General features: G+C 73.6%; 20 protein-coding genes and 2 pseudogenes. 11 read left to right on the top strand and 11 right to left on the bottom strand.

The features are described 5' to 3' along the window. Positions 1–98: 98 nt before the first annotated feature. Complete coding sequence (locus CP968_RS12840; protein WP_150518150.1) at positions 99–1205, bottom strand: hypothetical protein; 1107 nt, start codon at positions 1203–1205, stop codon at positions 99–101. Between the two features lie 73 nt (positions 1206–1278). Between CP968_RS12840 and CP968_RS12835 the strand changes: the two genes are divergently transcribed. Beyond that, positions 1279–2436 carry a cystathionine gamma-synthase gene (locus CP968_RS12835; RefSeq protein WP_150518149.1) on the top strand — a complete coding sequence of 386 codons (1158 nt, stop codon included), beginning with the start codon at positions 1279–1281 and terminating at the stop codon, positions 2434–2436. Positions 2437–2603: 167 nt separating this feature from the next. On the opposite strand, the gene CP968_RS12830 is transcribed toward CP968_RS12835, so the two are convergent. The 3 genes from CP968_RS12830 to CP968_RS12820 form a co-directional block, all read right to left on the bottom strand. Next, on the bottom strand, positions 2604–2858 hold the full coding sequence (locus CP968_RS12830; protein WP_306419911.1) for a hypothetical protein: 255 nt from the start codon (positions 2856–2858) through the stop codon (positions 2604–2606). Continuing rightward, the gene (locus CP968_RS12825; protein ID WP_150518148.1) at positions 2855–3277 is read right to left on the bottom strand and encodes a sigma factor-like helix-turn-helix DNA-binding protein; all 423 of its coding nucleotides are present in this window, start codon (positions 3275–3277) and stop codon (positions 2855–2857) included. Before CP968_RS12825 ends, CP968_RS12830 begins: the two co-directional genes overlap by 4 nt. Positions 3278–3353: 76 nt before the next feature. Further along, positions 3354–3875, bottom strand: a complete 522-nt coding sequence (locus CP968_RS12820; protein ID WP_150518147.1) for a MarR family winged helix-turn-helix transcriptional regulator — start codon at positions 3873–3875, stop codon at positions 3354–3356. A gap of 235 nt (positions 3876–4110) precedes the next feature. Between CP968_RS12820 and ilvA the strand changes: the two genes are divergently transcribed. The 3 genes from ilvA to CP968_RS12805 all read left to right on the top strand — a co-directional run bounded on the left by ilvA (position 4111) and on the right by CP968_RS12805 (position 7529). Then, positions 4111–5343 carry a threonine ammonia-lyase gene (ilvA, locus tag CP968_RS12815; RefSeq protein WP_150518146.1) on the top strand — a complete coding sequence of 411 codons (1233 nt, stop codon included), beginning with the start codon at positions 4111–4113 and terminating at the stop codon, positions 5341–5343. A 273-nt stretch (positions 5344–5616) separates the two neighbouring features. Continuing rightward, complete coding sequence (locus CP968_RS12810; protein ID WP_150518145.1) at positions 5617–6675, top strand: ATP-binding cassette domain-containing protein; 1059 nt, start codon at positions 5617–5619, stop codon at positions 6673–6675. Continuing rightward, positions 6672–7529 (top strand): ABC transporter permease, encoded by an 858-nt coding sequence (locus tag CP968_RS12805; protein ID WP_150518144.1) that lies wholly within the window; start codon positions 6672–6674, stop codon positions 7527–7529. Before CP968_RS12810 ends, CP968_RS12805 begins: the two co-directional genes overlap by 4 nt. A 108-nt stretch (positions 7530–7637) precedes the next feature. On the opposite strand, the gene greA is transcribed toward CP968_RS12805, so the two are convergent. Both greA and CP968_RS12795 read right to left on the bottom strand, forming a co-directional pair. After that, complete coding sequence (greA, locus tag CP968_RS12800) at positions 7638–8135, bottom strand: transcription elongation factor GreA (RefSeq protein WP_150518143.1); 498 nt, start codon at positions 8133–8135, stop codon at positions 7638–7640. Positions 8136–8352: 217 nt separating this feature from the next. Next, positions 8353–8772: a DUF4307 domain-containing protein gene (locus CP968_RS12795; RefSeq protein ID WP_150518142.1), complete on the bottom strand. Its 420-nt coding sequence runs from the start codon at positions 8770–8772 to the stop codon at positions 8353–8355. 120 nt (positions 8773–8892) lie between these two features. Between CP968_RS12795 and mca the strand changes: the two genes are divergently transcribed. Together mca and CP968_RS12785 are read left to right on the top strand one after the other, a co-directional pair. Next, positions 8893–9774, top strand: a complete 882-nt coding sequence (gene mca, locus CP968_RS12790) for a mycothiol conjugate amidase Mca (protein WP_150518141.1) — start codon at positions 8893–8895, stop codon at positions 9772–9774. 2 nt (positions 9775–9776) lie between these two features. After that, positions 9777–10016 (top strand): hypothetical protein, encoded by a 240-nt coding sequence (locus CP968_RS12785; protein ID WP_150518140.1) that lies wholly within the window; start codon positions 9777–9779, stop codon positions 10014–10016. A 68-nt stretch (positions 10017–10084) separates the two neighbouring features. Here CP968_RS12785 and CP968_RS12780 read toward each other — a convergent pair whose 3' ends face one another. Beyond that, entirely contained in the window at positions 10085–13738 is a 3654-nt protein-coding gene (locus tag CP968_RS12780) for a tetratricopeptide repeat protein (RefSeq protein ID WP_150518139.1), read from the bottom strand. A gap of 320 nt (positions 13739–14058) precedes the next feature. Between CP968_RS12780 and CP968_RS12775 the strand changes: the two genes are divergently transcribed. Further along, positions 14059–14874: a DUF4344 domain-containing metallopeptidase gene (locus CP968_RS12775; protein ID WP_150518138.1), complete on the top strand. Its 816-nt coding sequence runs from the start codon at positions 14059–14061 to the stop codon at positions 14872–14874. Between the two features lie 96 nt (positions 14875–14970). Here CP968_RS12775 and CP968_RS12770 read toward each other — a convergent pair whose 3' ends face one another. Then, positions 14971–15537: a Uma2 family endonuclease gene (locus tag CP968_RS12770; protein WP_150518137.1), complete on the bottom strand. Its 567-nt coding sequence runs from the start codon at positions 15535–15537 to the stop codon at positions 14971–14973. A 216-nt stretch (positions 15538–15753) separates the two neighbouring features. Between CP968_RS12770 and CP968_RS12765 the strand changes: the two are divergent. The 3 genes and pseudogenes from CP968_RS12765 to CP968_RS34785 form a co-directional block, all read left to right on the top strand. Further along, positions 15754–15918 (top strand): annotated as a pseudogene (locus CP968_RS12765) (DUF255 domain-containing protein); the annotation flags it as partial. A 209-nt stretch (positions 15919–16127) separates the two neighbouring features. Further along, on the top strand, positions 16128–16304 hold the full coding sequence (locus CP968_RS34790) for a hypothetical protein (protein WP_229886625.1): 177 nt from the start codon (positions 16128–16130) through the stop codon (positions 16302–16304). Beyond that, a complete protein-coding gene (locus CP968_RS34785; RefSeq protein WP_268253291.1) occupies positions 16305–16673 on the top strand; it encodes a Uma2 family endonuclease in 369 nt (122 codons plus the stop codon). 45 nt (positions 16674–16718) lie between these two features. Here the strand turns inward: CP968_RS34785 and CP968_RS12755 are convergent. Together CP968_RS12755 and CP968_RS12750 are read right to left on the bottom strand one after the other, a co-directional pair. After that, positions 16719–17114: pseudogene (locus CP968_RS12755) on the bottom strand (hypothetical protein); the annotation flags it as partial. A gap of 289 nt (positions 17115–17403) precedes the next feature. Then, positions 17404–18900 (bottom strand): restriction system modified-DNA reader domain-containing protein, encoded by a 1497-nt coding sequence (locus tag CP968_RS12750; RefSeq protein WP_150518135.1) that lies wholly within the window; start codon positions 18898–18900, stop codon positions 17404–17406. A 175-nt stretch (positions 18901–19075) separates the two neighbouring features. On the opposite strand from CP968_RS12750, the gene CP968_RS12745 reads away from it, so the two are divergent. Continuing rightward, entirely contained in the window at positions 19076–21130 is a 2055-nt protein-coding gene (locus tag CP968_RS12745) for a thioredoxin domain-containing protein (protein WP_167536798.1), read from the top strand. 211 nt (positions 21131–21341) lie between these two features. Here CP968_RS12745 and trhA read toward each other — a convergent pair whose 3' ends face one another. Continuing rightward, positions 21342–22079, bottom strand: coding sequence for a PAQR family membrane homeostasis protein TrhA (gene trhA / locus CP968_RS12740; RefSeq protein ID WP_229886627.1), 738 nt, complete (start codon positions 22077–22079; stop codon positions 21342–21344). Between the last annotated feature and the right edge of the window lie 79 nt (positions 22080–22158).

Below are 22158 nucleotides of genomic sequence, written 5' to 3'. Positions count from 1 at the left end.
ATTCCCTCCTTGGGTACCCGGTACAACGGGCGGGGGCGGGCCGGGATTCCCCCCGCCCGCCCCGCCCGCACCGCGCCGTGCGTACCCCCGGTCCGCCGTCAGCGCGGGAGCGTCGCCGGCGAGCCGCCGTTCGCCTCGTAGCCCGCCACCGCCAGCGCCCGGTGCACCGCGTACGTCGCCGCCGGGTCCCCCGACGCCGACCACGGCAGGGCGCCCACGTAGCCGTCCACGTGCCGGACCTGTTCCATCGCCTCCGCCCAGCGCTCCATGTTCACCAGGAACAGCAGCAGCAGGTGCCGTACGTGCGCCAGCACCGGGTCGTCCGGCCGCGCCGTGTGCACCGCGTACAGCGCGCCCTCCACCGCCCGCGTCACGACCGCGCTCCGGTAGAAGCTGCCCACCAGCACCACGTCCGGCAGGTTCTCGTACAGCGCGAACAGCGGCAGCGCCGCCAGCAGCGAGCCGTGCGGGGCGCGCGCGGCCGCCGCGTGGGAGAACGCGTCGGCCTTCTCCCGCGAGCCGTGCCACTTCTCGCCCCAGTAGTGCAGCGCCGCGATGTGCGCGCCCATGTGCTCCGGCGCCCGGTCGATGACCTTCGCCCACAGCGCGTCGAACTCCGCCTCCGAGTAGGCCAGCCCGCGCCCGATCGCCAGCTCCGTGATGTACGGGACCGGGTCGCCCGGCGCCAGCAGCGCGGCCCTGCGGCAGGCCTCCCGCGCCTCCTCCAGGATGATCCGGTGGTCGTCGGAGCCGACCCCGCCCGAGTGCCGCCACGCCTGCTGCACCAGCAGCTCCGCGTGGACCTGCGCACCGCCCGCGTCCTTCTCCGCCTCCAGGCGCCACGCCTTCAGCCACTGCGCGCCCGCGCCCGGCTGCCGGACGAGCTCCAGCGCCGCCGCCCCGCCGAAGGCCTGCACGCGCTGCCAGCGCCGCTCGCCCTCCCGCGGGGTGCCGGCCAGCAGACCCGACGCGGCCTGCCAGGTCCCGCTGCGCTGCACGTTGCCGAGGGCGTCCAGCAGGTCCTGGTCCGGCCCGGGCAGGCGGATGTCGAGCAGCTCCTGCCGGGCGAACCCGTAGTTCTCGGGGTCGGCGGCGTCCGGGCTGCCCGGCGCCACCTGCCGGATGCCGCCGCGCCGGCGCCGTACGTACGGGGCGATGACGGCCGCCAGCAGGCCGATCGCGAACAGGAACCACAGAATCTCCATGCCTCAAGCGAACCAGACGCGCGGCCGAACGGGCCAATAGGGGCGGGGCCCGCGCGGGGCATAGCATCGGCCCATGAGTGACGACAGCCACGAGCACCAGAGCTTCGAGACCCGTGCCATCCACGCGGGCAACACGGCGGACCCCCTGACCGGCGCGGTCGTGCCCCCGATCTACCAGGTGTCCACGTACAAGCAGGACGGCGTGGGCGGACTGCGCGGCGGATACGAGTACAGCCGCAGCGCCAATCCGACCCGCACCGCGCTGGAGGAGAACCTCGCGGCGCTGGAGGGCGGCCGGCGCGGCCTCGCCTTCGCGTCCGGGCTCGCCGCCGAGGACTGCCTGCTCCGTACGCTGCTCTCCCCGGGCGACCACGTGGTCATTCCGAACGACGCGTACGGCGGCACCTTCCGCCTCTTCGCGAAGGTCGTCTCCCGCTGGGGCGTCGAATGGTCGGTGGCCGACACCTCCGACCCGGCCTCGGTGCGGGCGGCGCTGACCCCGAAGACCAAGGCCATCTGGGTCGAGACCCCCTCCAACCCGCTGCTCGGCATCACCGACATCGCCGTCGTCGCCGACATCGCGCGGTCGGCCGGCGCCCGGCTGGTCGTGGACAACACCTTCGCCTCGCCCTACCTCCAGCAGCCGCTGGCGCTGGGCGCCGACGTGGTCCTGCACTCGCTGACCAAGTACATGGGCGGCCACTCCGACGTGGTCGGCGGGGCCCTGGTCACCGCCGACGCGGCGCTGGGCGAGGAGCTGGCCTACCACCAGAACGCCATGGGCGCGGTGGCCGGGCCGTTCGACTCGTGGATCGTGCTGCGCGGCATCAAGACGCTGGCCGTGCGCATGGACCGGCACGCGGAGAACGCGGCGAAGGTCGTCGAGCTCCTGACCCGCCACCCCAAGGTCACCCAGGTCCTCTACCCGGGCCTGCCCGAGCACCCGGGCCACGAGGTCGCCGCGAAGCAGATGCGCAACTTCGGCGGCATGGTCTCCTTCCGGGTCGCGGGCGGCGAGGAGGCGGCGGTCGAGGTCTGCAACCGCGCCAAGCTGTTCACCCTGGGCGAGTCCCTGGGCGGCGTCGAGTCCCTGATCGAGCACCCGGGCCGGATGACGCACGCGTCGGTGGTCGGGTCGGCGCTGGAGGTCCCGGCGGACCTGGTGCGGCTGTCGGTGGGCATCGAGAACGCCGACGACCTCGTGGCCGACCTGGCCCAGGCACTCGGCTAGGACGCGAAGGGCGCGGACGCCCGGGCGCGGTGACGCGGAAGGCGCGGTGACGCACGCGGCGTCACCGCGTCCCGCCCCACCGCGCCCCGGCGTCCCGCACCACCCCGCCGTCCCCGCCGTCCCCGCCGGCACCCTCCGCCCGGCGGCGCACGGCGCCCGTCACCGGGTCACCAGACCTCCAGCGGCGGGGAGACGCCGCTCGGCGGGGCGGCCCAGGGGCGGGTCAGGGCGGCCCAGACGGTGAAGGCCGCCGCCGCGGCCAGGAGCAGGACCCAGCCGAGCCGGCGCAGCGTCCGCCTGCGGCGCAGCAGCCGGGCCCCGCGGGCCGCCGCGGCCGCCGCCAGGTCCGCCGGGACCACCGGGTACGGGCCGTCCATGGCCCGTCGCACCTCGGCCTCGCGGCGGCCGGGGATCGCGCTCACTCCGCCTCCCGGGTCCACATCGCGGCCACCGCCCGGTCGCACAGCACCCGCACCCGCTCCGCCGGCAGCCCCAGCTGCGCCGCCGCGACCTCCTCCGCGACCCCCTCGTACAGCCGCAGCACCAGCACCAGCCGCTGCAACGGGGTCAGCCGGGCCAGCAGGCCGGTGCCGCCGTGGTGGCGCCAGGCCGTGCGCGCGAAGGCCGCGCACAGCTCCTGGCGGGTGAAGTCGTACGGGTCGTCCCCGCGCAGCCGGCGCCAGTCCGCGTACGTGCGGGCCAGCGCGCCCGCCAGCAGCCGCCGGGCCGTCTGCGGATCGCCCGTCAGCAGGGTCGCGGCATGGAGCAGCCGCCCCGCCGCGCCCGCGACGAAGGCCTCGAACTCCGCGTAGGGGTCCCCCCGTTGGTCCGCCGACCGCATGGGCCCATGGTGCGGCCACCGGGACCACCCCGGTCAAGGGGTCGGGCGGGGGCCGAAGCGGCCGGGCGGATCGGGCTCAGGAGGCCGGGCCGGCCTCGGCGACGGCGGCCATCAGCTCCGACAGCGACAGGTTGAAGCGGGTCAGCAGCCCGGTGAAGGACTCGCGCTCCTCCTCGGTCCAGTCCTCCGTCACCCGTGCCATCAGCTCGCGCCGCGAGGAGCGGACCTCCTCCAGCCGCGCCAGCCCGCGCGGGGACAGCGCGAGGACCACGGCCCGGCCGTCCTCGGGGTGCGAGGTCCGCTTGACCAGACCGCTGTCGACCAGCGGCGCGACCTGCCGGGTGACCGTCGAGGAGTCGATGCCCATGCCGCCGGCGAGCGCCTTCACGCCCATCGGCCCCTCCAGGTCGAGCCGGTTCAGCAGCAGGTACGCGGCGCGGTCCATCGAGTTGCGCGCCTGCCCGACCCCGCCCAGGCGGGTCTGCTCGGCGCGGCGGGCGAAGACCGCCACCTGGTGCTGGAGCGCGTCGAGGAGACCGGCTCCGGCAGGCGCTTCGGCCGCCGCGGGCAGGTCGGAATTGGCCGGGGTGGAGGGCATGGCCGTGGGCTCTCTTCGCGTGGTCCGACAAGGTTGGGGGACAGAGTACGCGGCCGTGCCGCGGCTCGTACGCCGCGTACGAGAACTGATACGGGCCGTCCGCGGCCCGGCCCCGCACCCGCCGCGGATGGCGCGATTTCGCCCCCGCGGGTGCCGACCGGGGCCCGGCCGGCACCCGCGGGGGACGGAGGGCTCGTCCTGCGCCGCACCGCGCGCGGGCTGCGAGACTGGCGGCATGAACTACCGCGTGCCCCAGCCCGTCCCGCAGGTCATCCTCGACGACGTCCGGGGGGCCCAGAAGATGCTCTCCGGCGTCTCCCGGGTCACCGCGATGGAAGGCAGCCGGCACCTGTCCGCGCTCACCGGCTCCCCGGTGCACCTCAAGTGCGAGAACCTCCAGCGCACCGGCTCCTTCAAGCTGCGCGGCGCGTACGTGCGCATCGCGGGACTGCGCCCCGAGCAGCGGGCGGCGGGCGTGGTGGCGGCCAGCGCCGGCAACCACGCGCAGGGCGTGGCCCTGGCGTCGTCCCTCCTCGGGGTCCGCTCCACCGTGTTCATGCCGGTCGGGGCGCCGCTGCCGAAGGTGGCCGCGACGCAGGAGTACGGGGCCGAGGTGCGGATGCACGGGCAGGTGGTCGACGAGACGCTCGCCGCGGCCCAGGAGCACGCGGACCGCACCGGGGCGGTGTTCATCCACCCCTTCGACCACCGCGACATCATCGCCGGCCAGGGCACGGTCGGGCTGGAGATCCTGGAGCAGTGCCCCGAGGTGCGCACGATCCTCGTCGGCATCGGCGGCGGCGGGCTCGCGGCCGGGATCGCGGTCGCGGTGAAGGCGCTGCGGCCCGACGTGCGGGTCGTCGGGGTGCAGGCGGCGGGCGCGGCCGCCTACCCGCCGTCGCTGAAGGCCGGGCACCCGGTGTCGATCGACAACCCGAGCACGATGGCCGACGGCATCAAGGTCGGCCGCCCCGGCGACGTGCCCTTCCGCATCATCGGCGAGCTCCTCGACGACGTGCGCACGGTCTCCGAGGACGCGCTCTCCAGCGCGCTGCTGCTCTGCCTGGAGCGGGCCAAGCTCGTGGTGGAGCCGGCCGGGTGCAGCCCGGTCGCGGCCCTGCTCGGCGAGCCCGAACTGTACGGCGGCGGACCGGTGGTGGCCGTGCTGTCCGGCGGGAACGTCGATCCGCTGCTGCTCCAGCGGATCCTGCGCCACGGCATGGTGGCGGCCGGCCGCTACCTGTCGCTGCGGCTGCGCGTGACCGACCGGCCCGGGGCCCTGGCCGGGCTGCTGGGGGTGCTGACGGAGGTCGACGCGAACGTGCTCGACGTCAGTCACGTGCGGACCGACCCGCGGCTCGGGCTCACCGAGGTCGAGGTCGAGCTGCACCTGGAGACGAAGGGCCCGGAGCACTGCGCCGAGGTGGCCCGGTGGCTGCACGGCGCCGGGTACACGGTGATCGGCTGACGGCGGCCCGCGGCCGGGACCCGCACGGAGCCGGCGTGGGAGCGGCCCGGGGCGGCTCGGGAGCGGTGGAGGGAAAACGTATGGCCCCACGCGATATAACGCGATAGTGTGCGCCGGGGCGGTGGCCCGCGGAAGCCTCCACAGGCCGCCGCGCACCCCCCCGCCCGGCCGGGCGCACCCTGCCCGGCGACCCTAGGCTTTGCCTAGGAAACACCCGTGAGCACCCGGAAACACCTCGATCTCGAACTTCCGAACCGCACTGGGAGAATCCCTATGCCAGGCGCCATCTACGCCGAAGGTCTGGTCAAGACCTTCGGCGACGTACGGGCACTGGACGGCGTGGACCTCGATGTCCCCGAAGGCACCGTACTGGGCCTGCTCGGCCCCAACGGCGCGGGCAAGACCACGACCGTGCGCGTCCTGACCACCCTCCTCCAGCCCGACCGCGGCCGCGCCGTCGTCGCGGGCATCGACGTGCTCAAGCACCCCAACGAGGTCCGGCGCTCCATCGGCCTCTCCGGCCAGTTCGCCGCCGTCGACGAGTACCTCACCGGCCGCGAGAACCTCCAGATGGTCGGCCGGCTCTACCAGATGAAGGCCAGGGCCGCGAAGGCCCGCACCGCCGAACTCCTCGAACGCTTCAACCTCGCCGACGCCGCCGACCGCCCCGCCAAGACCTACTCGGGCGGCATGCGCAGGCGCCTCGACCTCGCGGCCGCGCTCGTCGTCAGCCCGCCCGTGATGTTCATGGACGAGCCGACCACCGGGCTCGACCCGCGCAACCGCCAGCAGCTGTGGGGGATCATCCAGGAGCTGGTGGCGGGCGGCACGACCCTGCTGCTCACCACCCAGTACCTGGAGGAGGCCGACCACCTCGCCCACGACATCGCGGTCGTCGACCACGGCAAGGTCATCGCGCGCGGCACCTCCGACCAGCTCAAGGCCCGTACCGGCGGCGAGCGCGTGGAGGTCGTGGTCCACGAGCGGGACCGCATCGCGAGCGCCCGCGAGGTCCTGGCAGGCTTCGGCAAGGGCGAGACCAGCGTGGAGGAGCACACCCGCAAGCTGACCGTGCCGGTCTCCGGCGGCGCCAAACTGCTCGCCGAGGTCATCCGCGAGCTGGACGGCCGGGGCATCGAGATCGACGACATCGGACTGCGCCGCCCCACCCTCGACGACGTGTTCATCTCCCTGACCGGCCACGGCGCGGAGCGGGACGCCGAGCAGGACGCGGCGCCGCACGACGGCGACGGCGGGCACGCGGGCGCCGCAGCGGCACGCTCCCGCGCCGCCGAGGGCCGCGAGGCGGCACGGAAGGAGACGGCCCGGTGACCCTCACCTCCCCGACCCCGGAACTGGCCGCGCCGCGCCCGCGCGGCGGGATCGTCCAGGGCGTCAACGACTCCCTGGTCATAGCCAAGCGCAACCTCATCCGCATGGCCCGGATACCCGAGATGATCATCTTCGGCGTGATCCAGCCGGTGATGTTCGTCGTCCTGTTCAGCTACGTCTTCGGCGGCTCGATCAGCGTCGGCGGCAACACCTCGCCCGCCGCCTACCGCGAGTTCCTGATGGCCGGCATCTTCGCCCAGACCGTCACCTTCGCCACCGCCGGAGCCGGCGCGGGCATCGCGGACGACATGCACAAGGGCCTGATCGACCGGTTCCGCTCGCTGCCCATGGCCCGCGGCGCGGTGCTGACCGGCCGGACCCTCGCCGACCTCGTCCAGACCACGCTCACCCTGATCGTCCTGGCGGTGGTCGCGCTGCTCGTCGGCTGGCGCACCCACACCAACATCGCCGAGGTCCTCGGCGGCTTCGCCCTGCTGCTCCTGCTCGGCTACGCCTTCTCCTGGATCGGCGCCCTGATCGGGCTGTCCGTGCGCACCCCGGAGGCGGCCACCTCGGGCGGGCTGATCTGGCTCTTCCCGCTGACGTTCATCTCGAACGCCTTCGTCCCCTCCGACAACATGCCGACCTTCCTGCGGCACATCGCGGAGTGGAACCCCTTCAGCGCCACCGTCCAGGCCTCCCGCGAGCTGTTCGGCAACTTCCCTCCCGGGTACGAGGCGCCGGCGGCCTGGCCGATGCAGCACCCGGTGCTCGCGTCCGTGCTCTGGTCGGTGCTGATCATCCTGGTCTTCCGGACCCTCGCGGTCCGCAAGTACCGCTCGGCGACCGCGTAACCCCCGCGGCGGGCCGGTCCCGTACCCGACGATGCCCGGCCGGGAGGACCGGCCGGGCATCGTCGCAGTCACGCGCGTGCGCGCGCACGAGGTGGGGCGTGGGGCAGGTCAGCCCGTGAACGGCTTGACGTCGAGGATCTTCACCGAGGCCTTCTTGCCGTTCGGCAGCTCGTACTGGGCGTCGTCGCCGATGCCCTTGCCCATCACACCGGTGCCCAGCGGGGACTGCGGGGAGTACGTCTCGAAGTCCCCGGACGCGTACTCGCGCGAGGCCAGCAGGAACTCCATGGTGTCGCTCTCGTCGCCGTCGAAGGCGATCTTGACGAGGGTGCCGGGGGCGACCACGCCGTCCGAGGCGGGAGCGGTGCCGACCTTGGCGTTCTCCAGGAGCTGGGTCAGCTGGCGCACGCGCAGCTCCTGCTTGCCCTGCTCCTCCTTGGCCGCGTGGTAACCGCCGTTCTCGCGCAGGTCGCCCTCCTCGCGGGCGGCTGCGATCTTCGTCGCGATCTCCGTGCGGGCGGGACCAGAGAGGTAGTCCAGCTCCGCCTTCAGCTGGTCGTACGCCGCCTGGGTCAGCCAGGTGACGCTTTCGCTCGTCTGGGTCACGGGTGCTCCTCGTCGGTACAGGGGACTACAAAGCCGCCAGCGGCGGACGAAACCACGAGCCTAACAATTCGGGAAGAAAAGGGGGAGGACCTCCGAGGCTCATTGCCCGCGCGGGGCCTGTCCAAACGGGCCGCCCGCCCCCGCCGCCCCGGTCCGCCGGAAAACCTCTCCGGCCGCCGCCCGGGCGCGCCGGACGCCGGCCCGAGGGGCCCGCGCGTCAGTGCCCGGAGGCCCCGGCCGCCGGCTGGCAGCCGATCAGCTCGATCATCGTGGCGCGGCCGGTCGTCTTCAGCGACACCACCTCGTCCACCCGCGACTGCTGCTGGGCGAAGGCGAAGTCGGCGCGGCCCACCTCGCCGTGGCTCTCGTCCTGCGAGCTCAGGGTGCACACCCCGGTGACCGAGGCGTCCTTGCGCACCTCCAGGTGCACCTTCACCTCGGAGGCGGACACCACCTGGAACTTGATCACCTCGGCGCTGACGCTCTTGCCCGCGATGTAGCCCCAGCCGAGCCAGCCGACCACGCCGAGCAGCACGACGCCCAGCGCCGAACCGACGATCTTGAGCTTCCGGTCCGCCCGCTCGTCCGCCGAGCGGCCGTACCGGCCCTCGGGCAGCCCTTCGCGCACCGTACTCATCGGTCGTTCCTTCCGACAGGGCGGGGCCGGGCCCGTGCGGACCCACCCCCGGAATTTTCCGTCCCCCGATTCGGTCACTATAGGAGTCGCCCGTCGCGCCGAATCGCAGAGGATCCCGTCTTGACCGAGCAGCTTCGACTGATGGCCGTTCACGCCCACCCCGACGACGAGTCGAGCAAGGGCGCGGCCACCATGGCCAAGTACGTGTCCGAGGGGGTGCCCGTGCTGGTGGTGACCTGCACCGGAGGCGAGCGCGGCTCCGTCCTGAACCCCAAGCTCCAGGGCGACAAGTACATCGAGGAGAACATCCACGAGGTGCGCGCCAAGGAGATGGACGAGGCGCGCGAGATCCTCGGCATCGAGCAGGAGTGGCTCGGCTACGTCGACTCCGGGCTCCCCGAGGGCGACCCGCTGCCCCCGCTCCCCGAGGGCTGCTTCGCCCTGGAGGACGTGGACGAGGCGGCCGGACGCCTGGTGAAGAAGATCCGTTCCTTCCGTCCGCAGGTCGTCACGACCTACGACGAGAACGGCGGCTACCCGCACCCCGACCACATCATGACCCACACGATCTCCATGGTGGCCTTCGAGGGCGCGGCCGACACCGAGAAGTACCCGGAGGCCGAGTTCGGCCCGGCCTACCAGCCGCAGAAGCTCTACTACAACCAGGGCTTCAACAAGCCGCGCACCGTCGCCCTGCACGAGGCGCTGCTCGCGCGCGGCATGGAGTCCCCGTACGGGGAGTGGCTGGAGCGCTGGAAGGAGTTCGAGCGCACCGAGCGGAACCTGACCACGCACGTGCCCTGCGCGGACTTCTTCGAGATCCGTGACAAGGCCCTCATCGCGCACGCCACGCAGATCGATCCGGACGGCGGCTGGTTCCGCGTCCCGATGGACCTCCAGAAGGAGGTCTGGCCGACCGAGGAGTACGAGCTGGCGAAGTCGCTCGTGGACACCACCCTCCCCGAGTCCGACCTCTTCGCGGGCATCCGGGAGAATGCGTAGCTATGAGCGCTACGCAGGCAGCACTGAACGAGCTCCTTCCGCTGGCGGGGGACACCTTCGACAAGAACAAGGTGACCCCCGGAATCCTGGGGTTCATCGTGTTCGCGGCCCTCGCCCTCGGGGTGTGGGGCCTGATGAAGTCGATGAGCCGGCACATGGGCCGGGTCGACTTCCAGGAGGCCCCCGAGCCGGCCGGCACGGGCGCGGCGAAGGCGGCGCCCGCACCGGAGCGGACCGGCTGATCCCCCGCACCTGATCCGCCGCCCCCGCGCACCCCAGGCCGGGCGGCGGCGCCCGCGCGCGCCCGGGACTACGCCGGGGGCGCGGTCAGCGGGACGCCCATGACCTCCCGCGCGTGCAGGTCCGGCACCATGCCGAGCCGCCACCCCTGCCAGCCCTCCGCGGGATCGGCGCCCCGGCCCAAGACCACCGCGTACGTCTCCAGGAAGTCGGCCAGCCGGCCGTCCCGCGCCGGGTGCGGGGCCGCCGAGAGCCGGTCCAGCTCCGCCCCCGCCTCCTCCGGGGCGCCCGGCACCGCGTACGGCAGCATCGTGCACCGCAGGAAACGGGCCCAGTCCTCCCCGCGCCGGTCCCCGTACGCGATGAACAGCCGCACCGCCTCCTCGCACAGCCCCAGCGCCTGCGCGAGCCGACCGTTGCCCGCGTCCACCACCGCCAGCTCCAGGCAGGTCCACGCCTCCCCGTGCTCCAGCCCGATCCGCCGGAAGTCGGCCCGCGCGTCCACCAGCAGCTGCCGGGCGAAGCCGGAATTGCGCAGGTTGCCCGTCCGGGCCGCCCGCTGGTCGCGCGTCACCCGCCCCGAGTGGTGCCGGGCGTGCGCCAGCCCGTACACGTCCCGCATCCGCGAGAACATCGTCCGGGCCCGCTCCAGCTCCCGCACCGCCCGGTCCCGCTCGCCGGCCCCCTCCAGCGCCTGCCCCAGGTAGTACAGCGTCCAGGCCTCGCCGCGCGCGTCCTCCGCGTCCCGGTGCCGGGCCAGGGCCTCGCCCAGCCGCTCCACCGCCCGATCCGGATCTCCGGCCACCACCCGGGCCCGGCCCAGCTGGGTCAGCGCCCACGCCTCGCCGCGGTCGTCGCGGGTGCGCCCGTACAGGTCGAGGGCCGACCGCAGCTCCTCCTCCGCCCGCGGCACCTCGCCCAGGCGCAGGAACACCTGGCCCAGCTGGAGGTGGGCCCACGCCTCCCCGTGCACGCTCTCGCTCTCCCGGTGCAGCGCGAGCGACCGCTCCAACAGCGCCATCGCCTCGCCCAGGTGCGCCCGGTCCCGCTCCACCGCCGCCAGCGCGTGCAGCCCCCACGCCCGGTCCCCCGCCAGCTCGGCGGGCTCCTGGAGCACCAGCGCCTCCCGCAGCCGCACCGCCGCCTCCGGCAGGTTCCCCTGGTGGTGCAGGGTGATCCCGAGCGAGACCAGCGCCATCGCCGCGCCCGCCTCCTGCCGGGCCTCCATGTACTGGTCCACCACCGAGGTCAGCGTGGTCCGCGCCCTGTCGAGCTCGCCCAGCTGGCGGGCCGCGATACCGGTGCGCCACTGCACCGACCGCACCAGCCGCCCCGGCTGGCCCCCGCCGTCCCCCGGCTGCCGGGCCGCCACCGCCCGGGACAGCTCGTCGATCTCCCCGAGCCGGTAGAGGTCACCGCGCAGCAGGCAGAAGTCGCACAGCGCGCCCAGCAGGTCCAGCACCGCCCGCTGGTCCACGCCCTCCGTGTGCCGCAGCGCGGCCGTGATCACGCTCGACTCGTCGTCCAGCCAGCGCAGGGCCGCGTCCAGCGAGGTGAAGCCGTGGCCGCCGAAGTGGTTCGCCCGGGTGGACATCTTCCCGTCGACCATGCGGATCACCGCGTCCGCGAGCTGCGCGTAGTCGCGGATCAGCCGCTCCTGCGCGGCCGCGGCCCGCGCCCGGTCCTCCTCCGACGCGGGCCGGGACGCCTGGTGGGCGCGCACCGCGTCGTGCATCCGGAACCGCTGCCCGCGCACCCGCTCCACGAGCCCCGCCTCCCACAGCTCCTCCAGCGTGCGCAGCGCCGCCTGCTCCGGTACGTCCGCCAGCGCCGCCGCCGCGGCCCCGCCGAGCGAGGCCCGCCCGGCCAGCGGCAGCAGCCGCAGCAACTCCCGGGCCGGCTCCGCGAGCCCCGCCTCGGCGGCCCGCACCGCCCGCTCCACGGCATGCCCGCCACCCGGCCCGCCGCCGCCCACCGGGCGTCCGGTGCGGGTGCCGGTGCTTGTGTCCGTGGTCGTGCCGGTGCCGGTGCCGGTGCCGGTGCCCGCGCCTGTGTCCGTGCCGGTGCCGGTGCCCGCGCCTGTGTCTGTGCCGGTGCCGGTGCCCGTCGTGCGGTCCGGACCGCCGGTGCCGACCGCGCGGCCGGGCTCCGGGCCCGTGCCCGTCGTGGGATCGGGCTCCGTGCCCGTGCCCGCCGTGTGGCGCGACCCGGCGCTCGTGCCCGCCGTACGGTCCGGCCCCGTGCCCGTCGCGGTTTCCGGGGTCGGGGCCGTGCCCGGGCCGTCGCCCGGGTCCCGGCCGGGGCCGGGGCCGTACGCCCCGTCGGGCGGGACCGCGCCCGCGCGGGCCAGGGGGGCCAGCATGCGCAGGGCCAGCGGCAGACCGCCGCCCAGCCGGACCGCGGCGGCGGCCGAGGCCGGGTCGGCCGGGTCGGCCGCGTGGGTCGTACGGGCCGTACCCGCCGACCCGGCCGTACCCGCCGTGCCCGGGGGCTGCGGCTGCGCGGGAGCGGCCCGGCGCAGGAGTTCCGCCGCCTCCGCGTCCGCCAGCGGCTCCACCGGCAACTGGTACACCCAGGCCGCCGACGGCTCCGGCAGCTCCAGCGGCCCGCGCGCCGTCACCAGGACCAGGCTGTCCGACCGCTCCGGCACCAGCAGCCGCACCTGCTCCGGGTCCACCGCGTCGTCCAGCACCACCGTCACCGGCAGCCCCCGCAGGTGCTGGTGGTACAGCTCGCCGAGCCGCCGTACCTGCTGCTCGGCCGAGGCCCCCTCGCGGAACAGCAACTGCTCGCGCGGAGCGCCCAGCCGGTTCAGCAGGTGCAGCAGCGCCTCCCGCGTCGACAGCGGAGCCCCCGCGCCCCCGCCCCGCAGGTCCACCACGCACGCGCCCCGGAACTGGTCCCGCAGCGCGTGCGCCGCCCGCAGCGCCAGCGCCGTACGCCCCACCCCCGGCTCGCCGTGCAGCACCACGACCACCGGGCGGGTCTCCGTGCTGGCCCGCGCCGCCCGCACCCACCGGGCGACCCGCGTCAGCTCCGCCTGCCGCCCGGTGAAGAAGCCGCCCGATTCCGGGAGTTGCCCGAAGGACTGCTCCAGCACACTGCGCCGCCGGGCCTCCGCGCTGCGGTCCGTCCCGCGCAGCGGCGCCGCCACCGGCCGGGCCGCGGGCCGCGCCGCCCGGGCCGCCGCGGCCACGGCGCGCTGCTGCTCCAGGTAAGGGCGTACCCCGCGCACCTCCAGCGCCGTCAGCCACTGCAACCGCAGCTGCTCCACACCGCCCGGCCGGCCCAGCTCGCCCGCCCGCCGGTTCGCGGCCGGCAGGTGCAGCGCCGTCACCTTCGCCACCGTCGTCGCGGCGCCCGCGACCCCCACCACCGCTCCCGCGGCCAGCGCCGTACCGGCCGCGACCCCGAGCGCCAGGTCCGCTCCCAGCGCCGCCGCCGCCCCGACCGCCGTCACCAGCAGCGCCGTCGACGTGTTGCCCCGGCGGAAGGCCTCGCCCAGCGACTCGCCCCCGGCCGCCGCCTCGTCCAACGCCCGTACGTACGCCCCGTACTCCGCCGCCGCGCTCGCGGCCAGCCCGTCCAGCGCCTCCCGGCCCCGCGCCAGCAGGGCCGCCCGGTCGGCCGGCGCCCCGCCCGCCGACCCCGAGCCCCGCCGGACCTCCTCGTCCACGGCCCGCTCCCACAGCCTTTCGGCTTCCACACGATGGCTGTCCCGCATCGGTGTCCCCCTCAGAGAGTTCCGGTGGAGTGGATTCCCCGTGTCGTGCGCACGGAACACAGACGCGCGAAATCTGAGCAAGTTCAGAGCCAACCGGACCCCGCACCAAGCCCGTTGGCCGCGCCGCCCGACCACCCGACGCCTAGGCCGTCTCTTTCGGATCGTGCCGGGCCCGCGACGCCTGGCACCGTGCCTGGCCGCACTGCCGAGGCGATCACGTACGTGCAGTACGCGAGCGCCCCGGCAGCACGCCCAGCCACGGCACCAGACGCCGCGGGCTCGGCCGACAAGATCCGAAAGAGACGACCTAGGCTGCCCCCATGAGCCGACCGCAGGCGCCCTCCGCTCCGGCCGCCACGCCGCGCGCCGCGGCACGGGCCGCACCGCTGGTCGCGGCACTGATCGCGACCCTGGTCGCGACGACCGCCGCGGCACTGACCGCGTGCACCGCACCGGTCCCGCGGCCGGCCGCCGGGTTCACCCTGCGCTACGAGCGGCCCGCCGCCCCCGACCGCGCGAGCCACCGCTTCCTGCGCGACCGGCGGACCGCCGAACACGCCCTCGCCGAACTCGACGCCCTCCTCTCCCTCCCGTACGAGGTCGCCGTCGTCGCCCGCTCCTGCGCCGGCGAAGGCAGCGGCTACGACCCGCGGACCCGCCGCATCGAGCTCTGCTACGACGACCTCCCCGAGGAACGCGACCCGTTCGTCCGCACCGGCCATCCGGACCCGGACGGCGCGCTCGCCGACGTGGTCGGCGAAACGGTCCACCACGAAGCCGGCCACGCCCTCCTCGACGCCCTGGGCCTCCCGGCCGGGGGCGACCGCGCCGAGGAGGACTCCGCCGACGACTTCGCCCGGCTCATGCTGCTCCGCGCCGGCCCCCGGGGCGAGGCCGCCCTCCTGACGGCGGCCCGCGCCCACGAACTGACCGCCGCCGAGGACGGCGCCCCCGACCCCGCCGACGAGCACGCCCCGCCCGCCGCCCGGGCCGAAGCCCACCGCTGCGCGGTCCTCGCCGCCGCTCCCGACCGCCACCCCGACCTCGCGACCCCGTCCCGCGCCCCCTGCACGGCCGCCTGGACCCACACCCGCACGACCTGGACCCAGGCCATGACCCCGCTGCTCCGCCGCTGAGCACCCCCGGAACCACGGCTCCGCCCCGGTCCGGCCGGCGCCGCGGCCGCGGCCGTGCTTGCCGAAGGCCGCCCGGCGGGGTGACTTCTCAGGTCCCTACAGGACCCCGAGGTCCACCGTGACGGAGAAGGGCGCGACGGCCTTCACCGTGCCGGTGAACGTCTCGCCGTCCCGGTAGGCCCTGGTGGCGGGGTCGAGGACGTGGGTGTAGACGATCGGGACACCGGTGGCGGCCTGCTCGACCCGCCAGTAGAAGGCGATGCCGGCCTTGGCGTACTGGTCCACCTTCACGATCCGGTCCGTGGTCTCCGAACCGGGCGACACGACCTCGACGACCAGGAGCACGTGCTCGGGACGGGTGGGCGTGAGGTCGATGGTCTCCGCCCGGTAGACGGTGACGTCCGGACGGCGGTTGGTGAGCGGAAGGTCCTGCAGGCGGACGTCGAAGTCCGTGTCGGCGTTCCAGTCCGGGCCCGCAGCGGCGTCCAGGGCGTTGGCCAAGAGCCGAGCCAGCCGGTTGTGCCGCTTGGAGGCACTCGGGCTCACGACGACCATCCCGTCCACGATCTCGATGCCGGCGCACTGCTCCTCGGACCAGGAGTCGTACTGCTCCGCGCTGATCTGCGCATGCATCCACGCGGGCGCCACCATCTCGGCGGTCATGGTGTACCTCCTTCGAGAGGCATCGGCAGGTCCGGCGCTGCTGGGCCCAGCCTACTGTTTAGAGGTGCGGGGCCGCCCGACCCCGCGGAAGCGTCGGGAAGGGGGTGATGCCAACTCTTCGGAGAAGGGCCCCCACCACGTGCGGGCCCGCACGGGCGGTTCAGTCGAGCGGCGGCCCTGTGAGGTTCCGCCGGTCGCGCCGGACGCTGTGAGAGGCTGGGCCGCACGAACCGGTTGGCTGGTGTGACCTCGCCGTATCTGCTTCAGCATGCCGACAACCCCGTCGACTGGTGGCCCCGGTCGCCGGAGGCCTTCGAGGAGGCGCGGCGGCGCGAGGTGCCCGTGCTGCTGTCGGTCGGCCACTCGGCGTGCCACTGGTGCCAATGACTTAACACAACCAGACAGTCCTGACCTGGGGTTTTTCCGGAGAGCACTGACGTGGATGCGTATGGTGTACGGCCGGGCAAGGCGTCAACGCTGGGACCGAAGATCAGTGCACCCCCCGCCGCATTTGCCGAGTCGGCACTCTCGCAGTGGGCCCGTGCGGGACCGTGGCCCATATCCTGAGATGCGACAGGAAGGAGCCGTTGATGAGCGTCGATGCGGTCATGCACACCGAGTTCCCCGCCGGGTACGTGGTCTTCTTCGGTACTGACCGAAAGGTGATCATGACTCCGCAGAGCTTTGAGCACTCCAGCACGATCAAGTCGATGCAGATCGACTCGCTCTCGCTCGGCCGACATGCGAAGACTGCCTCTGAGGTGTAGCTGGACTTCCCGGCCGACGAGAACTCGGCCCCGGACTTCGCGATCCTGCGGGAGGACGCGCAGCGGCAGGGCAAGCGCTACGGCTTCGAGGACGTGCTGTTGATCGCTGAGGTGGTGTCGGTTTCCTCCGCGCGCAAGGACTACGACGACTGCACCGCGAAGTACGGCCGCTACGGCATCCCGGTCTACGTGGTGGTCGACCCATACGCCGCTGAGGTCGTCGTCCACACCCAGCCCACCGGCTCCGGCTACATCGCCGCCCATACGCACAAGTACGGCTCGGGCAAGCTTCCCGTCGAGCTGGCCGACGGGCGGACCTACACCCTCGACCTGGACGAGCTGCCCCGGCCTGAGACGGACGTCCGCTGACCGAATAGCTGAGCCCGGCACGTGCCTCGGCTCATCGAAGGCGTCTTACGCGCGTGGAACGGCTCCGGCGGGTTCCCCACGCCCCGCATGGCGCAGGAACTGCCAGCTCAGTACGCCCAGGGCTAGCGTCTGTGTCAGAGAGGCAAGCGCGAACAGGGACTGAACGGTCGGAGAGCACCAGGACGCGGTCGTGCCGACCATTGGCAGAACCAGGTACGTGATCAGGTCCACCGTGGTCCGGAGCTGCTTGCGCATGGTGCGGCCCGGGACGTTGCGCTGGCAGACCTCCCAGGAGACCACCATGCTGTGGATCCAGACGAGTTCCCCCAGGCGTGGTCCCAGTTGGTCGCGAACGTAGCAGCCGATCGACGAGATCTTCTCGTCGTTGACCAGGTAGGTCCAGGCCAGGATCAGGTAGATCACGGGGAAGTCGAGCACCAGGAGCGGACCGGCTGTTCCTTTCGACAGAGTCCCGTTCGGTGTACAGGGCGTTCTCTTTCTCCGAGCAGTTCCCGACGACTGGCGTCGATCCCCTGCTATGTGAGCGCGCCGTGCTGCTGGCCGTGACACGGGTCGTGGACTGCCTGTGTGCAGGGTAGACGCCGCAGTGACGCGGCTTCCACGAGCGGGGGCTCCGTGGCAGGCGGGAGCAGTTCACCGGGCAGCCGGTCGGTCCGGAGGCCCGGAGAGCGCCCTCCCTCGGCACCGCCGGGCCGTGGCTCTCCCGTACTCAGCTTCCGTACTGGCGCAGCAGGTCCACCATGTTGCGGATCAGCGGTATCGCCGCGTCGCCGGCCTTGTCCTTGTCGTTGAAGTGCATCAGTTCGTTGCGGATCTCGCGGAGTCCGTTGAGGTGGGCCGCGAAGGACTTGCGGTCGAGCGGCCAGCCCAGCCGGTCCCACTGCTGCTGATTGCTCAGCACCGTCTGGTAGTCGCCGTAACCCAGTTGGTCGTAGGAGGTGAGCTTGCGTCGTCCGTCCGGGTCACAGAGAGCGATCACCTCTGCCAGGTTCAGCTCCCGCGCGATGATCCGACGCAGCTGCCGGTCGAGATCGCCGATGAGGAGGAACGGCCTGGCCGTGGCACCGTATTCGGCGGCAACGTCGGCGACGGTGATGATTCCAGCGATCTTGTTCGTCTGATCCTTGACCAGGAGAAACCCGAACTGTTCGAGCAAGGGCAGGGCGTCGATCAGGTGGTCGGCATAGCTGACGGCGTGCGCTTTGACGACGGCCTTCGAGAAGGGGGCGTGGGGATCGGTGTGGCGGGCAAGCGCGATGGACTCCCAGGTGACGGCCCCGCGGAGATTACGCGGCCCATCCAGCACCGGCAGTTGGGAGAACCCGTTGAGCTGCATCTTGGTGAATGCCTCTTCGAAGCTCGCCGAGGAGGTGAGCGACTCCACCCCCTTGAGTGCCGAGGGCAGATTGCCCACCGTCTGCCGCTGGACCGGCTCGTCGTCCTCGTCCTCTTCCTCGTCCCCTTCGCCGTCGAGGACAGGCGGCGGTGCGCCGGTCAGTCGCATCTCGGTGGGCAACGAGCCCTCCGGTTCCCGCGTCGCTGCTTCTTGCGCGCTCTCCGGCTCTGGCTCGGTGGGCGCCCCCTGCTCTTCCTCGGCGTCCACGGTCGGCCCAGTCAGGGTCACCCGATCGTCGAAACCCACGTCCGCGAAGTCGGGCAGCGTCGAGAGACCGTGGTTGGCCAGCTCGGCAGCGACCCGCGCACTGACCAAGTAGCCGCGCCTGGCCGCTCCCCACCAGCCCAACAGGTCACGAACGGTGACGGTGACTGGAGTGCCCGCGTCGGCCTGCCTCCGAGCGTCCTTCAGGCGGTCGTGCCGACCAGCCGAGGCGTCCGCCGTCGAGTCGCCGGAGGACGGCTGCTCCGCGACCGTGTCCAGCAGGTTCTGGCGCAACTCGTCCAGCGGGGTGCCGTCGGCCAATTCCCAGGCGGTCCACCCGTCGAAGGGTCCCCGTCCCGTTGCCGCGGCGGCAGCCTGGGAAGGGGTCCTGAACTGTCGCCCGTTGCTCAGTGCAATCCTGCCGTCCGCAGTCACCCGGGCGTGATGTTGATGCCCCGACCGCTTGCGCCGGAAGATGAGCGGAGACTCTGGTGCCAGCAGTCCCGCGTCGATCAGGTCCGAGATCCGTACCCGTCGTCCCCCGAACAAGTAGGAGGCCCGCCCGGAGGAATCCTCCGCACCGTCGTCCACCGTGGAATCCGTCATTGATGGCTCCCCCTCCAAACCGTTCCCACCCCAGAAGGGTCCGATCATCACAGAGATCCTCCCGTGGCGCCGGGGAATGAGGGGGACGGCCTTCCTGGGCGGTCCCGGTCCTGCCCGGACCGGCTCGTCTGTGCCGTAGGCGGGCCCCGTCGCCCTCGTGCGCGAGGATGGGCCCATGCCGAACCGCCTTGTGAACGAGACCTCCCCGTACCTCCAGCAGCACGCCGACAACCCCGTCGACTGGTGGCCCTGGTCGCCGGAGGCCTTCGAGGAGGCGCGGCGGCGCAAGGTGCCCGTGCTGCTGTCGGTCGGCTACTCGGCGTGCCACTGGTGCCACGTGATGGCGCACGAGTCCTTCGAGGACGAGCTGTGCGCCGCCTACATGAACGAGCACTTCGTCAACATCAAGGTGGACCGCGAGGAGAGGCCCGACGTCGACGCCGTCTACATGGAGGCCGTGCAGGCCGCCACCGGCCAGGGCGGCTGGCCGATGACGGTGTTCCTGAACGCCGAGGCCGAGCCGTTCTACTTCGGGACCTACTTCCCGCCCGAGCCCCGGCACGGCATGCCCTCCTTCATGCAGGTCCTCGAAGGCGTGCGGACCGCCTGGGTGGGCCGTCCCGAGGAGGTCGCCGAGGTCGCGCGGCGGATCGTACGGGACCTGTCCGGGCGGACGCTCGACTACGGCAAGGCCGGCGAGCCCGGCGCCGAGGAGCTGGCGCAGGCGCTGCTGGGGCTGACCCGCGAGTACGACTCCGTGCACGGCGGGTTCGGCGGCGCGCCCAAGTTCCCGCCGTCCATGGTGCTGGAGTTCCTGCTGCGCCACCACGCGCGCACCGGCTCCGAGGGCGCCCTGCAGATGGCCGCCGACACCTGCGAGGCCATGGCGCGCGGCGGCATCTACGACCAGCTCGGCGGCGGGTTCGCCCGGTACGCCGTGGACCGCGCCTGGGTGGTCCCGCACTTCGAGAAGATGCTGTACGACAACGCGCTGCTCTGCCGGGTCTACGCGCACCTGTGGCGGGCCACCGGCTCCGACCTCGCCCGCCGGGTGGCCTTGGAGACCGCCGACTTCATCGTCCGCGAACTGCGCACCGACCAGGGCGGCTTCGCCTCCGCGCTCGACGCCGACAGCGCGGACCCGGACACCGGCGCGCACGTGGAGGGCGCGTACTACGCGTGGACCCCGGCGCAGCTGCGGGAGGTGCTGGGGGACGAGGACGGAGACCTGGCCGTCGCCTACTTCGGGGTGACCGAGGAGGGGACCTTCGAGCACGGGAAGTCCGTGCTCCAGCTGCCCCAGGAGGGGCCGGCGGCGGACGCCGCACGGATCGCGTCCGTCCGGGAGCGGCTGCTCGCCGCGCGCGCCGAACGGCCCGCGCCCGGGCGGGACGACAAGGTCGTGGCGGCCTGGAACGGGCTGGCCGTCGCCGCGCTCGCCGAGTGCGGGGCGTACTTCGACCGCCCCGACCTGGTGGAACGGGCGACCGAGGCCGCGGACTTGCTGGTACGGGTGCACATGGACGGGCGGGCCCGCCTGGCGCGGACCAGCCGGGACGGGCAGGTCGGCGCGAACGCCGGGGTGTTGGAGGACTACGGCGACGTCGCGGAGGGCTTCCTCGCGCTGGCGTCCGTGACGGGCGAGGGCGTCTGGCTGGAGTTCGCCGGCTTCCTCCTGGACCTGGTCCTGGACCGGTTCGCCGCACCGGACGGCTCCCTGTACGACACCGCGCACGATGCGGAGCAGCTGATCAGGCGGCCGCAGGACCCCACCGACACGGCGGCGCCGTCCGGCTGGACGGCCGCGGCCGGAGCGCTGCTGTCGTACGCGGCGCACACCGGCTCGGAGGCGCACCGGACGGCGGCGGAGCGGGCGCTCGGCGTGGTGCAGGCGCTGGGGCCGCGCGCCCCGCGGTTCATCGGGCACGGGCTGGCGGCGGCCGAGGCGCTGCTCGACGGGCCGCGCGAGGTCGCGGTGGTCGGCGCGCCGCAGGATCCGGAGCTGGCGGCGCTGCACCGGGTGGCGCTGCTCGGGACGGCTCCCGGGGCGGTGGTCGCGGCGGGGATGCCGCGCGCCGAGGACGGCAGCGGCGGCGAGTTCCCGCTGCTGGCCGGGCGGACGCTCGTGGACGGGGCGGCGACGGCGTACGTGTGCCGGCACTTCGTGTGCGCGCGGCCCACGACGGACCCGGCCGAGCTGGCGGAGCAGGTGGGCACGACCCGAGCCTGACGACCCGGCCCTGACGACCCGGGCCCGCACAGCTCCCGCCCGGCGGCCCGAGCTTTGACCGCCCGGCCCCGGCCCTGACGACCCGGGCCCGCGCAGCTCCCGCCCGGCGGCCCGAGCTTTGACCGCCCGGCCCCGGCCCTGACGACCCGGGCCCGCGCAGCTCCCGCCCGGCAGGCCCGCGCTCTCTCGGCCCGGGTCTGCCGGGCCGGGGTCAGTGGGAGTAGGCGGCCAGCGAGATGCCGACGTAGTGGGCCACGAAGGCCGCCAGCGTCAGCGAGTGGAAGACCTCGTGGAAGCCGAAGAAGCGGGGGGAGGGGTTGGGCCGCTTCATGCCGTAGACGACCCCGCCCACGCTGTAGAGCAGTCCGCCGACGACGACCAGGACGAGGACGGCGATGCCGCCCGCGCGCAGGAAGTCGGGCAGGAAGAAGACCGCCGCCCAGCCCATGGCGATGTAGCAGGGGGTGTAGAGCCAGCGCGGCGCGCCGACCCAGAAGACGCGGAAGGCGATGCCGGCCCCGGCGGCGATCCACACCGCCCACAGCAGGGTGCGCCCGGTGGACGGCGGGAGCAGCAGGACGGTCAGCGGGGTGTACGTGCCCGCGATGATCAGGAAGATGTTGGCGTGGTCGAGCCGCCGCAGCACGGCCTCGCCGCGCGGGCCCCAGGTGCCGCGGTGGTAGACCGCGCTCACGCCGAAGAGCAGGCAGGCCGTGAGGATGTAGACCCCGCAGGCCACGCGCGCCCGGGTCGAGTCGGTGAAGGCCATGAGGACCAGGCCCGCGACGAGCACGGCCGGGAACATGCCGAGGTGGAGCCAGCCGCGCAGGAGCGGTTTGGCCTCCAAAGCGGACTCGACGGCCTCCGCCGCCTCGGCGACGGGCCGGGCCACCGACCCGGCGACCGATTCGGCGGCCGCGGAGGCCCGGGCGGCAGCGTCTGAAGTCATGGCCCACATGCTACCTACGGGTCCGTAGGTTTCCGTCAGTCCTCTTTACGGAAGATTGACGGACGTGGCGATGCTCACG

This window comes from Streptomyces subrutilus, from assembly GCF_008704535.1.
Taxonomy (GTDB): Bacteria; Actinomycetota; Actinomycetes; order Streptomycetales; family Streptomycetaceae; genus Streptomyces; species Streptomyces subrutilus.
The sequence above is the reverse complement of the archived record's forward strand: the minus strand, read 5'-3'. Positions and strand labels throughout refer to the sequence as shown.

Excerpts from the sequence above, each read along its gene's own strand:
- CP968_RS12840 (WP_150518150.1), bottom strand. The coding sequence starts at position 1,205 with ATGGAGATTCTGTGGTTCCTGTTCGCGATCGGCCTGCTGGCGGCCGTC.
- CP968_RS12835 (WP_150518149.1), top strand. The coding sequence starts at position 1,279 with ATGAGTGACGACAGCCACGAGCACCAGAGCTTCGAGACCCGTGCCATC.
- CP968_RS12825 (WP_150518148.1), bottom strand. The coding sequence starts at position 3,277 with ATGCGGTCGGCGGACCAACGGGGGGACCCCTACGCGGAGTTCGAGGCC.
- CP968_RS12820 (WP_150518147.1), bottom strand. The coding sequence starts at position 3,875 with ATGCCCTCCACCCCGGCCAATTCCGACCTGCCCGCGGCGGCCGAAGCG.
- ilvA (WP_150518146.1), top strand. The coding sequence starts at position 4,111 with ATGAACTACCGCGTGCCCCAGCCCGTCCCGCAGGTCATCCTCGACGAC.
- CP968_RS12810 (WP_150518145.1), top strand. The coding sequence starts at position 5,617 with ATGCCAGGCGCCATCTACGCCGAAGGTCTGGTCAAGACCTTCGGCGAC.
- CP968_RS12795 (WP_150518142.1), bottom strand. The coding sequence starts at position 8,772 with ATGAGTACGGTGCGCGAAGGGCTGCCCGAGGGCCGGTACGGCCGCTCG.
- CP968_RS12785 (WP_150518140.1), top strand. The coding sequence starts at position 9,777 with ATGAGCGCTACGCAGGCAGCACTGAACGAGCTCCTTCCGCTGGCGGGG.
- CP968_RS12780 (WP_150518139.1), bottom strand. The coding sequence starts at position 13,738 with ATGCGGGACAGCCATCGTGTGGAAGCCGAAAGGCTGTGGGAGCGGGCC.
- CP968_RS12775 (WP_150518138.1), top strand. The coding sequence starts at position 14,059 with ATGAGCCGACCGCAGGCGCCCTCCGCTCCGGCCGCCACGCCGCGCGCC.
- CP968_RS12770 (WP_150518137.1), bottom strand. The coding sequence starts at position 15,537 with ATGACCGCCGAGATGGTGGCGCCCGCGTGGATGCATGCGCAGATCAGC.
- CP968_RS34790 (WP_229886625.1), top strand. The coding sequence starts at position 16,128 with ATGAGCGTCGATGCGGTCATGCACACCGAGTTCCCCGCCGGGTACGTG.
- CP968_RS12750 (WP_150518135.1), bottom strand. The coding sequence starts at position 18,900 with ATGACGGATTCCACGGTGGACGACGGTGCGGAGGATTCCTCCGGGCGG.
- CP968_RS12745 (WP_167536798.1), top strand. The coding sequence starts at position 19,076 with ATGCCGAACCGCCTTGTGAACGAGACCTCCCCGTACCTCCAGCAGCAC.
- trhA (WP_229886627.1), bottom strand. The coding sequence starts at position 22,079 with ATGACTTCAGACGCTGCCGCCCGGGCCTCCGCGGCCGCCGAATCGGTC.